The organism is Bradyrhizobium guangxiense, from assembly GCF_004114915.1.
GTDB classification, from domain to species: Bacteria; Pseudomonadota; Alphaproteobacteria; order Rhizobiales; family Xanthobacteraceae; genus Bradyrhizobium; species Bradyrhizobium guangxiense.
The window spans coordinates 4436346-4450167 of the sequence record NZ_CP022219.1 but is presented as its reverse complement, the minus strand read 5'-3'; the positions used below and the strand labels follow the sequence as shown (position 1 = coordinate 4450167).

Annotated in this window: 8 protein-coding genes; 7 read left to right on the top strand and 1 reads right to left on the bottom strand. The window is 65.0% G+C overall.

From position 1 onward, the window contains the following. Window positions 1-70: 70 nt before the first annotated feature. The 4 genes from X268_RS21385 to X268_RS21370 are packed head-to-tail and all read left to right on the top strand — an operon-like array spanning window position 71 to window position 5246. Window positions 71-856 carry a methylenetetrahydrofolate reductase gene (locus tag X268_RS21385; protein ID WP_128926744.1) on the top strand — a complete coding sequence of 262 codons (786 nt, stop codon included), beginning with the start codon at window positions 71-73 and terminating at the stop codon, window positions 854-856. Then, window positions 846-2495, top strand: a complete 1650-nt coding sequence (locus X268_RS21380; RefSeq protein ID WP_164937847.1) for a hypothetical protein — start codon at window positions 846-848, stop codon at window positions 2493-2495. The genes X268_RS21385 and X268_RS21380 overlap by 11 nt, the downstream gene beginning before the upstream one ends. Window position 2496: 1 nt before the next feature. Continuing rightward, window positions 2497-3750, top strand: a complete 1254-nt coding sequence (locus tag X268_RS21375) for an ATP-grasp domain-containing protein (RefSeq protein ID WP_128926742.1) — start codon at window positions 2497-2499, stop codon at window positions 3748-3750. After that, window positions 3747-5246, top strand: a complete 1500-nt coding sequence (locus X268_RS21370) for a pyridoxal phosphate-dependent decarboxylase family protein (protein WP_128926741.1) — start codon at window positions 3747-3749, stop codon at window positions 5244-5246. Before X268_RS21375 ends, X268_RS21370 begins: the two co-directional genes overlap by 4 nt. Before the next feature lie 105 nt (window positions 5247-5351). Here X268_RS21370 and flbT read toward each other — a convergent pair whose 3' ends face one another. Continuing rightward, entirely contained in the window at window positions 5352-5792 is a 441-nt protein-coding gene (flbT, locus tag X268_RS21365) for a flagellar biosynthesis repressor FlbT (RefSeq protein ID WP_128926740.1), read from the bottom strand. Window positions 5793-6111: 319 nt separating this feature from the next. Here flbT and X268_RS21360 point away from each other — a divergent pair, with 319 nt between their 5' ends. The 3 genes from X268_RS21360 (at window position 6112) to X268_RS21350 (ending at window position 13603) form a co-directional block, all read left to right on the top strand. Further along, a complete protein-coding gene (locus X268_RS21360) occupies window positions 6112-8379 on the top strand; it encodes a DUF1522 domain-containing protein (protein WP_128926739.1) in 2268 nt (755 codons plus the stop codon). Window positions 8380-8738: 359 nt separating this feature from the next. Continuing rightward, entirely contained in the window at window positions 8739-11006 is a 2268-nt protein-coding gene (locus X268_RS21355) for a DUF1522 domain-containing protein (RefSeq protein WP_128926738.1), read from the top strand. 329 nt (window positions 11007-11335) lie between these two features. Beyond that, window positions 11336-13603: a DUF1522 domain-containing protein gene (locus X268_RS21350; protein WP_128926737.1), complete on the top strand. Its 2268-nt coding sequence runs from the start codon at window positions 11336-11338 to the stop codon at window positions 13601-13603. Window positions 13604-13822 lie beyond the last annotated feature (219 nt).

Here is a 13822-nt window from a genome sequence, read left to right as displayed (position 1 = left end):
GACGCGTTAAGGCGTCGTTAACCATGCCTCTTTACCTCTTGGTGAGGATTGGAGCGGGGCGGAGCTGCCGATGTCGGACAAGATGCAATTGGTGGTGGCAACGCCATGCTTCGGCGGGCAGGTATCGAGCATCTATGCGAGCTCGATCTTCGCGCTGCAGCGCGCCGTGCACGGCATGTCCAATCTCGAGCTCAAGGTGCTGCTGCGGGACGGCGACGCGCTGATCACCCGCGCGCGGGCCAATCTGGTCGCGATGTTCCTTGACGATCCCAAGGCGACGCATTTCCTGTTCATCGACGCCGACATCGGGTTCAAGCCGGAGCAGGTGTTCCGGCTGATCGAATGCGGCGCGGACGTCGTCGCCGGCTGCTATCCGATCAAGCGGGTCAACTGGGACAAGGCAAGGCGTGCGATCCAGTCAGGTCGGACCGACGTGCCGGCGGCCTCGCTCGACTACGTGCTCGAGATCGAGGATCCCGATCGCATCGTCGTCGTCAACGGTTTTACCCGCGTGCGCTATGCCGGCACCGGCTTCCTGATGATCCGGCGCCATGTGCTGGAGGCGATGTGCCGCCATCCGGACTATGCGCCCCTGCAGTTCTTCCGCGAGCATTCGCACGACACGCTGGCTGCGAGCCAGAATCGCTTTGCGTTGTTCGAGTGCATGATCGATCCGGCGACCGGCACTTACCTTTCCGAGGACTTCGCCTTCTGCAAGCGCTGGACCGATATCGGCGGCGAGATCTGGGCCGACATTCAGAGTTCGCTCGATCACGTCGGACCGTCGGTGTTCCACGGCGACATCGCCTCGCAATTCGCACCGGCGCCTGCAGGGGCGGCGGCCGATGCCGCGTGAGCCTTTCGGGATGAGCACCGGCGCATCCCGTCTGTCAGAACCGGAACGCGTATCCGACAGTGGTTCGCGGTACCGCCTGCGCGACCTCTTCACGCCACTGGACACGCTGCTCGTCTCCGGCGGAGATCCACGGCTGGCGCTCGACCCCAGGGATCGCGTCAATGTGTATGGCTGTGCGGCCTCGCCGGAGCCGGAGCTCTGGAATTTCGCCTCCTCGACCGCATCGACGATCTCGCAGGCTGCCTATGACCGTGCCGCGTTGGCGCGCGAAGAGCTGATGCACAAATGCCTGTTCGACGAGGTCGAGATCGCCTTCGATGCGCGCTGCGAGGAGATGCGGGACGAGCTGCGCGGCCATCTCCAGCTGCCGCCGCGCGTCGAAATCGTGTTCTCGCCCTCCGGCACGGACTCCCAGCTCCACGCCCTGTTCCTGGCGCGCGCGGTGCTCGGGGCGCCGCCGGTGACAATCGTGGTCGGCGCCGACCAGACCGGAAGCGGGACCATCCATACCGCCCGTGGACACCATTTCAGCTCGATGACGGCAAGCGGCCTCGCGGTTCGTAAGGACGGCGCAGTTGCGGGGCTCGCCGGCGCCAGTCTCGCATTGCCGCTGCTCGAGACCGGACCCGCGATTGCAATGCGCGCGGATGCGGATGCCGCGGTGCTGCATGCGGTCGAGACCACGATGGCGCAAGGCGCGCCCGTGCTGCTGCAGATCATGGACGCATCGAAGCTCGGCTGGCGCGCGCCGAGCGCGGCCTGCCTCGACGAGATCGCGCGGCGCTGGCCGCGCAAGGTCCAGATCGTCGTCGACGCCTGCCAGGCCCGGCTCGACCGCCGCCGGCTGCGCTCTTATCTCGACCGTGGCCATATGGTGCTGATCACCGGCTCGAAGTTCTTCGGTGGGCCTGCCTTCAGTGGAGCGCTGCTGGTGCCGAAGGGGCTGTCGCGGTCGCTCGGCCGGATCGAGGGGATCGCGCCGGGCTTCCTCGACTATGCCGGCCGTTGCGATTGGCCGATGGCCTGGACGGCGCTGCGTTCGCGCTTCGAGCGCCGGCCGAACTTCGGTCAATGGCTGCGCTGGGAAGCAGCGCTCGCCGAGATCGGCAGTTACTACGCCGTGCCCGAGGCTTTCCGCGCCAAGGCGCTGGCCGAGCTCGCCGCGGGCATCGACAGCATGATCGCGTTGTCGCCGTCGCTTCGTCCCGTCCCAACCGCGGCCAAGACGGCCATGGGTGATGACGAGGAATTTGCACAAACTACGATCTTTCCGTTCATGCTGCTGCGCGGCGGAAAGCCGGTCTCGACCGCCGAGACCAACGCCCTTTATCATGCGCTCGCCCGTGACATGAGTGAGGCGGTCAGCGGCAGCGCGGCGGACCGGCAGGGCGCGGCGCAGCGCAGCCTGATCGGTCAGCCGGTTCGTTTGGAGCGGCAGGACGAGGCATCGCAGGCCGTACTGCGCCTTTGTGTCGGTGCCCGGCTCGTGACCGAGGCCTGGTCGCCGGACGCAGCGAAGGCACAGCGCAATCTGCAGCACGCTCTCGATCGCATCGCCCATGTCCTGGTAAAGATCGAACTGCTGCTTGACCGTGGCGCAGTCGCGGCCGTGCCGGTAAACTCCGCGTTCGAGGTGTGAGATGCAGCATCCGGTTTCTGAGCCGCTTCGCATGACCGCGGCGAACTATGCCGATCGCATCGGCTTTGCGCAGCTGACGCGCCAGGCCTTCGAAGGTGTCGACCTGCATCCGTTGCGCGACCAGCTGGTGGCGCGGATAGCCGCAGGGACGGCGCTGGCGGGGGAAGGGCTGGATCTGTCGTTGGTCACCCAGCTTCTCGGCGACAAGAATCAGGGGCTTGCGATCCAGTCGGAGGTGCTGACCTTCCATCAATTGTTTCGCACCCCGAGCGCGGCTCCGAAGCCGGGCTTGCGCGTGCTCGCGCTTGCGGCGGACATCGATATGGGCGGCAACACGCCGATCGATTTTCTGCTCGAAGGCTCCGACATCGAGCTGTTGACGCTCTACGTGGTCAAGGGCGTCGGCCTGCCGGAGAATTTGCCCGAGCACGACGTCGCCATCGTGGTCGCCTCCGATTCCGAGGAATGCCGTGAAGCGCTCGCCCTGATCGAGAGGAGCGCACCGCATTGGCCGCGGCCGCTGCTCAATCGTCCCGATCGCATCGGCAATCTCGATCGCGACAAGCTGCATCGGCTGCTGGCCGGCGTGCCGGGTCTCGACATTCCCGCGACCATCCACGCCACGCGCGCGCAATTGTCGGATCTGTCGCGAGGGCATATCGCTTGCCGAGACGTCGCTGCTGAATTGCGCTTTCCGATGATCGCGCGGCCGCGCGGCTCGCATGCCGGCGTCGGGCTCGCGAAGCTCGAGGATGCGGCGGCGCTCGCAACCTATCTTGCCGAGCGGAACGAACAGGATTTCTTCGTCGCGCGTTTCGTCGACTATGTGAACGCCGACGGGCTCTATCGCAAATATCGTCTCGCGATGGTCGGCGGCCAGCCCTATGCCTGCCACATGGCGATCGCCGATCGCTGGGATATCTGGTATCTCAACGCCAACATGGCCTTCAGCGAGGAGAAGCGTGCAGAAGAGGCGCTCTTCATGCGCGACTTCGATCACGCTTTCGCCGCGCGCCACAGAAGCGCGCTCGACGAGATGAGCAAGCGCGTCGGCCTCGACTATTTCATCGTCGATTGCGCCGAGAACCAGGATGGCGAGCTCCTGGTCTTCGAAGCCGACAACACCGCCGTCGTTCACAACATGGATTCGCCGGCCGTGTTTCCTTACAAGCCGCCGCAGATGCGCAAGATCTTCGCGGCGTTCTCGGCGATGTTGTCCCGGCATGCAAGAGCAGGCGAGGGGGGTGCTAGATGAACGAGATCATCCGCAACGCGCAAAGCGCCGTCACGCACACCTCGCTCGACCCGCAGGACTGGAGCGCATTTCGTACGCTCGCCCATCGCATGCTGGATGAGACCATCGACGGCATCGCCAACGTCCGTTCGCGGCCCGTCTGGCAGCCGATCCCCGATGAGGTTCGTGCCGCGTTCAAGGCCGACGTGCCGCGCGAGGCGAGCGATCTCGCCGAGGTCTATCGCGAATTCGCCGAGCACGTTGCGCCGTATGCGACCGGCAACGTCCATCCCGGCTTCATGGGCTGGGTGCATGGCGGCGGCACCGCGGTCGGCATGGTCGCGGACATGCTCGCGGCCGGCCTCAACGCCAATCTCGGCGGACGGGACCACATGCCGATCGAGGTCGAACGCCAGATCGTCGCGTGGATGCGCCGCCTGTTCGCCTTTCCGGACAGCGCGAGCGGCATCTTCGTCACGGGCACGTCGATGGCCAATCTGATGGCGGTGCTGGTGGCGCGCACGGCTGCGCTCGGCACGCTGGCGCGGCAGCTCGGCATCGGCAACGAGGGCGCGCTGCTCACGGCCTATACGTCGCAGGCTGCGCATGGCTGCGTCTCCAGGGCGATGGACATTGCCGGGCTCGGCACCGATGCGCTGCGCAAGATCGGCATCGACGCCGATCATCGCATCGATGTCGAGGCGCTGCGCGCGCAGATCGCCGTCGATCGCGAGGTCGGCTTCAAGCCCTTCCTGGTTGTCGCGTCTGCCGGCACGGTCGACATCGGTGCGATCGACGATCTCAAGGCCGTCGCCGAGCTGTGCCGCGAGGAGGGAATCTGGTTTCACGTCGACGGCGCTTTCGGTGCGCTCGCGATCTTCTCGCCCGAGCTCGCGCCGCTGCTCGACGGCATCGAGCTCGCCGATTCCATTGCGCTCGATTTCCACAAATGGGGCCAGGTGCCCTACGATGCCGGCTTCCTGCTGGTGCGCGATGGCGAGCAGCATCGGCAGGCCTTTGCGCAGCCCGCGGCCTATCTGCGCCGCGAGGCGCGGGGACTTGCGGCGGGGGCGATCTGGCCCTGCGATCTCGGCCCCGATCTGTCGCGCGGCTTTCGCGCGCTGAAGACCTGGTTCACCCTGAAGACGTTCGGTACAGAGCGGCTCGGTGCGGCGATCGCGCGAAGCAGTGCACTCGCCAAGTATCTCGAAGCGCGTGTGCTGGCCGAGCCGCGGCTGGAATTGCTGGCACCGGTCAACCTCAACATCGTCTGCTTCCGCTACCGCGCCGACGATGCGGTCAATCGCGAGATCGTTGCCGACATCCAGGAGTCCGGACGTGCGGCGCCGTCGAGCACGACGCTGAACGGCCAGCTCGCGATCCGTGCCGCAATCGTCAACCACCGCACCGAGGAGGCGGACATCGATGCGCTGGTCGCGGCGGTGCTGGAGTTTGGCGGACGGCGCTGCGGCGACGCCGTGATCGAGGTCGAGGCGCCGCCGCTCGCGGCGCAATAACATCCGTCCATGGCTGAAACAGCAACGGCCCCGGAGATGATCCGGGGCCGTCGCCGTTTGCGGGAAAGGTTCGTTCGCGCGGCGTGGCGACGCGAACGCGTCCGGTCAGGCGGCGGAGCTCACGTCGTCCTTGGCCGCTTCCGTCTTGGGATGAGTGGCTTCGAATTGGCTTCGCAGCTTCTCTTCATAGGCGATCAGCTTGCGGGCATCCTTCAGCGCCCGGTAGAGGTCTCCGTTCAGGATGTTGTTGTTGATGCCCTCGATGATCGGCCAGGCGCTTGGCACCGCGGTGACGATGTCACGCACCAGGTTGAAATAGGTGCCGTGCTGGGTCTGCGGATCCGGCGAGATGTACATGAGCTGGACCGCCAGATAGACGAGCTTGGCGGGCGTATCTGCGGTCTCCGGCGTGAGGATGTCGCGCTCGCGCAGGATCGGGACGTTCTCGCCGTCGATCAGGAGGCGGGCGCGCTGGTCCGTGTTGGTAATCACGCAGTTACCGACGATGATACGTTCGTGCGGTCTGAGCTCGACCTTGAGGGCCATGCCTGTTCTCCATCAACGCTTTCGTAACCGAGCGTTCGTTGCGGCCTATCAAGGTGCGATTCTCGCTCGTAACTAGTTAACGAGCTGTAAATTCGCGCCATTGACGCTAAAAAGCTCAATCTTTTCAGAGGCTCATTCGTGCGGCGGCGCAACGACGCGCTCAGCTCCCCCGGCCGAATCACACGCGACGCGGCAAAAGCACGGGTTTCATTTCATGTTTCGTTAGAGGTCTCGGCGGCACGGTCCGCCGTCGCTGGGTCCATCGCGATCCAAGCAGACATGTAACAGTAGCGTCGTTTACCAGAAAGGTAACAGAGTCATGTCCGGTATCGTCCTCTCCGCATCGGTTCGTCAGAACCTGCTCTCTCTCCAGTCCACCGCCGACCTCCTCGCCACCACGCAGAACCGTCTGTCGACCGGCAAGAGCGTCAACTCGGCCCTGGACAATCCCACCAACTTCTTCACCGCCCAGTCGCTCGACAATCGCGCTAGCGACATCAATAACCTGCTCGATGGCATCGCCAACGGCGTGCAGGTGCTGCAGGCTGCCAATACCGGCATCACCTCGCTGCAGAAGCTGATCGACTCTGCGAAGTCGATCGCCAACCAGGCGCTGCAGACCACGGTCGGCTATTCCACCAAGTCCAACGTCTCCGCCACCATCTCGGGTGCGACGGCGGCCGACCTGCGTGGCACGACGTCCTTCGCCAGTGCGACCGCGTCGAGCGACGTGATCTACACCGGCGCTCCCGGCGGCACGACCCCGATTACGGCTGCCAAGACCCTGGGCGCGAGCCAGGGCGTGTTCACCGGCACCGCGGCAACGGCTGGCGACGGCACCACGGCCCTGACCGGAACCATCACCCTGATCGCCACCAGCGGCACGAGCGCCACCGGCCTGGTCGGCAACGCCCAGCCTGCCGACGGCGACACGCTGACGGTCAACGGCAAGACCATCACCTTCCGCAGCGGCGCTGCTCCGGCATCGACGGCGGTTCCGTCCGGTTCGGGCGTCAGCGGCAACCTCGTCACCGACGGCAACGGCAACACCACCGTCTATCTTGCCACGGCGAACGTCAACGACCTCTTGAAGGCGATCGATCTGGCCAGCGGCGTGCAGAGCGCTTCGATCACCGCTGGTGCTGCCACCATCACGCAGAGCGGCGCCACGGTTGGTACGGCCCAGACCATCTCGTCCGTCGCCGGCGGCAAGGTCATTCTGGAGAGTTCGACGGGTGCGGACCTGAACGTGACCGGCAAGGCCGATCTGCTCAAGGCCCTTGGCCTGAGTTCGGCCAGCGGCGGCGGCAACACGAGCGTGAGCGTGGCCCGCCAGACCAGCGCGGGTTCGCTGGGGGCTCTGGTTCAGGACGGTTCGACGCTGAACGTCGACGGTCACATCATCACCTTCAAGAACGCGCAGACGCCGCAGTCGGCAGCCAGCGTGACCTCGGGTGGTGTCAACGGCAACATCGTCACCGACGGCAGCGGCAACTCGACCGTCTATCTCCAGAGCGCGACGGTGACCGACCTGCTCAACGCGATCGACCTCGCCACCGGCGTGCAGACCGCGAAGATCACTTCGGGTGCGGCGGTGCTTTCGACCGCGACCGGTCAGACCAATTCGTCGGTTAGCACGTCTGGCCAGCTCAAGCTCTCGACCGGCGTCAATGCCGACCTCGCGATCACCGGCACGGGCAATGCCCTGAACGCGCTCGGCCTCGCCGGCAACACCGGCACCGCGACCGCCTTCACCGCGGCCCGCACCTCCGGCATTGGTGGCATCACCGGCAAGACCTTGACCTTCACCTCCTTCAACGGCGGCACGGCGGTCGACGTCACCTTCGGCGACGGCACCAACGGCACGGTCAAGACGCTCGATCAGCTCAACTCGAAGCTCCAGGCCAACAACCTGACGGCGACGATCGACGCCAACGGCCTGCTGACGGTCTCGACCACCAACGACTATGCGTCCTCGACCATCGGATCGAGCGCCGCGGGTGGTGCGATCGGCGGCACGCTGACCACGGCCCTGACCTTCTCGACGGCTTCCACCCCCGTCCAGGACACCGTCGCCCAGACGGCTCGCGCCAATCTGGTCAACCAGTACAACAACATCCTGAACCAGATCGACACCACCTCGCAGGACTCCTCGTTCAACGGCGTCAACCTCTTGAACGGCGACCAGCTCAAGCTGGTGTTCGACGAGACCGGCAAGTCGAACCTCAGCATCACCGGCGTGACCTACAACTCCAAGGGTCTGGGCCTCGCTGCGCTGACCAGCGGTGTCGACTTCATCGACAACGCCGCCACCAACAAGGTGCTGACCAACCTCAACGCCGCCTCGAGCACGCTGCGCTCGGAAGCTTCGAGCCTCGGTTCGAACCTCTCGGTGGTGCAGGTTCGTCAGGACTTCAACAAGAGCCTGATCAACGTGCTGCAGACCGGCTCGTCCAACCTGACGCTGGCCGACACCAACACTGAGGCGGCCAACAGCCAGGCGCTGTCGACCCGTCAGTCGATCGCGGTCTCCGCGCTGTCGCTGGCCAACCAGTCGCAGCAGAGCGTGCTGCAGCTGCTCCGCTAAGTCGCGGACGACATCGCACGCAAGATCCGGCGGCGGGGCTTCGGCCCCGCCGCTTTCTTTTTGCGTCGGCATCAAAATGCCGCTCGGCGACTTGCTGACGATGCCTCCGGATGCAGCCAATTGCTCACTCTGAGTTATGGTTGACAACTCGCAAATGCGTCGCCGCTGCGCCAAAAAGCATCATCCGATCATGGCGATATGGGCAGGCGCAATCCGGCCCTGAGCGCGCATATGGTGAATCCGCGTAAGGACTGGCGCCGCGCGCTTCATGCTTTGTTAGCCCACAAAGTTCACCGTCGCGGCATCGATTAATCCTAATCGAAGTTTTGTTGCGTTGCGTACCAGAAGGGTAACACTCAATGTCCGGTATCGTTCTCTCCGCGTCGGTTCGTCAGAACCTGCTCTCTCTCCAGTCCACTGCTGATCTTCTCGCCACCACACAGAGCCGTCTGTCGACCGGCAAGAGCGTCAACTCGGCCCTGGACAATCCCACCAACTTCTTCACCGCCCAGTCGCTCGACAATCGCGCCAGCGACATCAACAATCTGCTCGACGGCATCGCCAACGGCGTGCAGGTGCTGCAGGCTGCCAACACCGGCATCACCTCGCTGCAGAAGCTGATCGACTCTGCGAAGTCGATCGCCAACCAGGCGCTGCAGACCACGGTCGGCTATTCCACCAAGTCCAACGTCTCCGCCACCATCTCGGGTGCGACGGCGGCCGACCTGCGTGGCACGACGTCCTTCGCCAGTGCGACCGCGTCGAGCGACGTGATCTACACCGGCGCTCCCGGCGGCACGACCCCGATTACGGCTGCCAAGACCCTGGGCGCGAGCCAGGGCGTGTTCACCGGCACCGCGGCAACGGCTGGCGACGGCACCACGGCCCTGACCGGAACCATCACCCTGATCGCCACCAGCGGCACGAGCGCCACCGGCCTGGTCGGCAACGCCCAGCCTGCCGACGGCGACACGCTGACGGTCAACGGCAAGACCATCACCTTCCGCAGCGGCGCTGCTCCGGCGTCGACCGCGGTTCCGTCCGGTTCGGGCGTCAGCGGCAATCTCGTCACTGACGGCAACGGCAACACCACCGTCTATCTCGCCACGGCGAACGTCAACGACCTCTTGAAGGCGATCGATCTGGCCAGCGGCGTGCAGAGCGCTTCGATCACCGCTGGTGCTGCCACCATCACGCAGAGCGGCGCCACGGTTGGTACGGCCCAGACCATCTCGTCCGTCGCCGGCGGCAAGGTCATTCTGGAGAGTTCGACGGGTGCGGACCTGAACGTGACCGGCAAGGCCGATCTGCTCAAGGCCCTTGGCCTGAGTTCGGCCAGCGGCGGCGGCAACACGAGCGTGAGCGTGGCTCGCCAGACCAGCGCGGGTTCGCTGGGGGCTCTGGTTCAGGACGGTTCGACGCTGAACGTCGACGGCCACATCATCACCTTCAAGAACGCGCAGACGCCGCAGTCGGCAGCCAGCGTGACCTCGGGTGGTGTCAACGGCAACATCGTCACCGACGGCAGCGGTAACTCGACCGTCTATCTCCAGAGCGCGACGGTGACCGACCTGCTCAACGCGATCGACCTCGCCACCGGCGTGCAGACCGCGAAGATCACTTCGGGTGCGGCGGTGCTTTCGACCGCGACCGGTCAGACCAATTCGTCGGTTAGCACGTCTGGCCAGCTCAAGCTCTCGACCGGCGTCAATGCCGACCTCGCGATCACCGGCACGGGCAATGCCCTGAACGCGCTCGGCCTCGCCGGTAACACCGGCACCGCGACCGCCTTCACCGCGGCCCGCACCTCCGGCATTGGTGGCATCACCGGCAAGACCTTGACCTTCACCTCCTTCAATGGCGGCACGGCGGTCGACGTCACCTTCGGCGACGGCACCAACGGTACGGTCAAGACGCTCGATCAGCTCAACTCGAAGCTCCAGGCCAACAACCTGACGGCGACGATCGACGCCAACGGCCTGCTGACGGTCTCGACCACCAACGACTATGCGTCCTCGACCATCGGATCGAGCGCCGCGGGTGGTGCGATCGGCGGCACGCTGACCACGGCCCTGACCTTCTCGACGGCTTCCACCCCCGTCCAGGACACCGTCGCCCAGACCTCGCGTTCGAACCTGGTGTCTCAGTACAACAACATCCTGAACCAGATCGACTCGACGGCGCAGGACTCCTCGTTCAACGGCGTCAACTTGTTGAACGGCGACCAGCTCAAGCTGGTGTTCGACGAGACCGGCAAGTCGAACCTCAGCATCACCGGCGTGACCTACAACTCCAAGGGTCTGGGCCTCGCCGCACTGACCGTCGGCGTCGACTTCATCGACAACGCCGCGACCAACAAGGTGCTGACCAACCTCAACGCCGCCTCGAGCACGCTGCGCTCGGAGGCCTCGAGCCTTGGTTCGAACCTGACGATCGTGCAGGTTCGTCAGGACTTCAACAAGAACCTGATCAACGTGCTGCAGACCGGCTCGTCCAACCTGACCCTGGCCGACACCAACGTCGAGGCGGCCAACAGCCAGGCGCTGTCGACCCGTCAGTCGATCGCGGTCTCCGCGCTGTCGCTGGCCAACCAGTCGCAGCAGAGCGTGCTGCAGCTGCTCCGCTAAGTCGCGGACGACATCGCACGCAAGATCCGGCGGCGGGGCTTCGGCCCCGCCGCTTTCTTTTTGCTTGCTGCCCGAAGTTTCGAGTGGGCAGGAGAGCGCTCGAAAAAGTAACCAGCGGTTATGGTTAATGGAGCGTAAGCGCCGGGAATTGCCAATGATTTCAGGTGGATTGCGAGCCGTGCCCGCACGTTCGACCCGCTTATGGTGAACCGGCGCTTATGCGGGCTCCATGCGTTTCACCCTTTGTTAGCCACGTCACGGCACGCTGGCCCCGTCACTCGATCCAGAAGCGATCGAACGAAGACGCGTAAGCCAGAAGGGTAAGAGTCATGTCCGGTATTGTTCTCTCTGCGTCGGTTCGTCAGAACCTGCTCTCTCTCCAGTCCACCGCCGATCTTCTCGCCACCACACAGAACCGTCTGTCGACCGGCAAGAGCGTCAACTCGGCCCTGGACAATCCCACCAACTATTTCACCGCCCAGTCGCTCGACAACCGCGCCAGCGACATCAACAACCTGCTTGACAGCATCGCCAACGGCGTGCAGGTGCTGCAGGCCGCCAACACCGGCCTGACCTCGCTGCAGAAGCTGATCGACTCTGCGAAGTCGATCGCCAACCAGGCGCTGCAGACCACGGTCGGCTATTCCACCAAGTCCAACGTCTCCACGACCATCTCCGGTGCGACGGCGGCCGACCTGCGCGGCACGACGTCCTTCGCCAGTGCGACCGCGTCGAGCAACGTGCTGTACACCGGCGCTCCCGGCGGCACGACCGCGATTACGGCTGCCAAGACCCTGGGCGCGAGCCAGGGCGTGTTCACCGGCACCGCGGCAACGGCTGGCGACGGCACCACGGCCCTGACCGGAACCATCACCCTGATCGCCACCAGCGGCACGAGCGCCACCGGCCTGGTCGGCAACGCCCAGCCTGCCGACGGCGACACGCTGACGGTCAACGGCAAGACCATCACCTTCCGCAGCGGCGCTGCTCCGGCGTCGACGGCGGTTCCGTCCGGTTCGGGCGTCAGCGGCAACCTCGTCACTGACGGCAACGGCAACACCACCGTCTATCTCGCCACGGCGAACGTCAACGACCTCTTGACCGCGATCGATCTGGCCAGCGGCGTGCAGAGCGCTTCGATCACCGCTGGTGCCGCCACCATCACGCAGAGCGGCGCCACGGTTGGTACGGCCCAGACCATCTCGTCCGTCGCCGGCGGCAAGGTCATTCTGGAGAGTTCGACGGGTGCGGACCTGAGCGTGACCGGCAAGGCCGATCTGCTCAAGGCCCTTGGCCTGAGTTCGGCCAGCGGCGGCGGCAACACGAGCGTGAGCGTGGCTCGCCAGACCAGCGCGGGTTCGCTGGGGGCTCTGGTTCAGGACGGTTCGACGCTGAACGTCGACGGTCACATCATCACCTTCAAGAACGCGCAGACGCCGCAGTCGGCAGCCAGCGTGACGTCGGGTGGTGTCAACGGCAACATCGTCACCGACGGCAGCGGCAACTCGACCGTCTATCTCCAGAGCGCGACGGTGACCGATCTGCTCAACGCGATCGACCTCGCCACCGGCGTGCAGACCGCGAAGATCACTTCGGGTGCGGCGGTGCTTTCGACCGCGACCGGACAGTCCAACTCGACGGTGAATACCTCCGGCCAGCTCAAGCTCTCGACCGGCGTCAATGCCGACCTCGCGATCACCGGCACGGGCAATGCCCTGAACGCGCTCGGCCTCGCCGGCAACACCGGCACCGCGACCGCCTTCACCGCGGCCCGCACCTCCGGCATTGGTGGCATTGCCGGCAAGACCCTGACCTTCACCTCCTTCAATGGCGGCACGGCGGTCGACGTCACCTTCGGCGACGGCACCAACGGTACGGTCAAGACGCTCGATCAGCTCAACACCAAGCTTCAGGCCAACAACCTGGCTGCGACGATCGACGCCAACGGCCTGCTGACCATCACCGCGTCCAACGACTATGCGTCCTCGACGCTCGGTTCGACGGCGGCGGGCGGTGCGATCGGTGGCACGCTGACCTCGGCGCTGACCTTCTCGACGGCGTCCACTCCCGTCCAGGATGGCGTCGCCCAGACCGCCCGTGCCAACCTGGTGTCTCAGTACAACAACATCCTGAACCAGATCGACACGACGGCGCAGGACTCCTCGTTCAACGGCGTCAACCTGTTGAACGGCGACCAGCTCAAGCTGGTGTTCGACGAGACCGGCAAGTCGAGCCTGAACATCACGGGCGTGACCTACAACTCCAAGGGTCTGGGCCTCGCCGCACTGACCGTCGGCGTCGACTTCATCGACAACGCCGCTGCCAACCGCGTGCTGACCAACCTGAACGCTGCCTCGAGCACGCTGCGCTCGGAAGCTTCGAGCCTCGGCTCGAACCTCTCGGTCGTGCAGATCCGTCAGGACTTCAACAAGAACCTGATCAACGTGCTGCAGACCGGCTCGTCCAACCTGACGCTGGCCGACACCAACGTCGAGGCGGCCAACAGCCAGGCGCTGTCCACCCGTCAGTCGATCGCAGTCTCCGCGCTGTCGCTGGCCAACACCTCGCAGCAGAGCGTGCTCCAGCTGCTCCGCTAATAAGCGACTGAAATATCAAAACAAAACCGAGCGGCGGGGCCCCATGCCCCGCCGCTCTTTGTTGCGTCTGATGGCGGGCAGGGGCGTTCACTGGCCATTAACCCTGTCCCTTAAACCGGCGTTAACCATACTTTAAAGGACACCTCCTAAAACTGGACAAAAGCCCGCTTTCCAGACCGCGCGGCCGATTCGTATCCGGTTCAAGAGGAAGACTCGCCA

Coding starts and splice junctions, on each gene's coding strand:
- X268_RS21385 (WP_128926744.1), top strand. CDS start 71: ATGTCGGACAAGATGCAATTGGTGGTGGCAACGCCATGCTTCGGCGGG.
- X268_RS21380 (WP_164937847.1), top strand. CDS start 846: ATGCCGCGTGAGCCTTTCGGGATGAGCACCGGCGCATCCCGTCTGTCA.
- X268_RS21355 (WP_128926738.1), top strand. CDS start 8,739: ATGTCCGGTATCGTTCTCTCCGCGTCGGTTCGTCAGAACCTGCTCTCT.
- flbT (WP_128926740.1), bottom strand. CDS start 5,792: ATGGCCCTCAAGGTCGAGCTCAGACCGCACGAACGTATCATCGTCGGT.
- X268_RS21375 (WP_128926742.1), top strand. CDS start 2,497: ATGCAGCATCCGGTTTCTGAGCCGCTTCGCATGACCGCGGCGAACTAT.
- X268_RS21350 (WP_128926737.1), top strand. CDS start 11,336: ATGTCCGGTATTGTTCTCTCTGCGTCGGTTCGTCAGAACCTGCTCTCT.
- X268_RS21370 (WP_128926741.1), top strand. CDS start 3,747: ATGAACGAGATCATCCGCAACGCGCAAAGCGCCGTCACGCACACCTCG.
- X268_RS21360 (WP_128926739.1), top strand. CDS start 6,112: ATGTCCGGTATCGTCCTCTCCGCATCGGTTCGTCAGAACCTGCTCTCT.